The organism is Dellaglioa sp. CoH-57-MRSF-21, from assembly GCF_056781915.1.
In genome coordinates, this window is the sequence record NZ_JBXAXU010000163.1 from 1 (window position 1) to 288 (window position 288).

Genomic DNA, 288 nt, shown 5'->3' on the forward strand with positions numbered 1-288 from the left:
GTTGGTCGCTGTGTGGCCCTCACGATCCACAATGGATCAGTCGGATTCCAGCAAGGCGTACGCTCCAAATTACACAAATAACCCGCAGAAGCTTGCGAATCTGGTGTACGCATCGCGCATGGGTAATGGAGATGTCGCATCTGGTGATGGTTGGACGTTCCGAGGGCGCGGTGCCTTTCATCTGACAGGCCGCGCAAATTACAGTGCGTACAGTGCAGCTGTTTATGGCGATCAGCGAATAGTAAGTAATCCTGAATTGGTAACGCAACCAGCCGATTTCTTTATGAG

At 51.7% G+C, this 288-nt stretch carries 1 pseudogene; it reads left to right on the top strand.

The features are described from left to right. Window positions 1-103: 103 nt before the first annotated feature. Window positions 104-288 (top strand): annotated as a pseudogene (locus tag AC1RPQ_RS08395) (hypothetical protein); the annotation flags it as partial.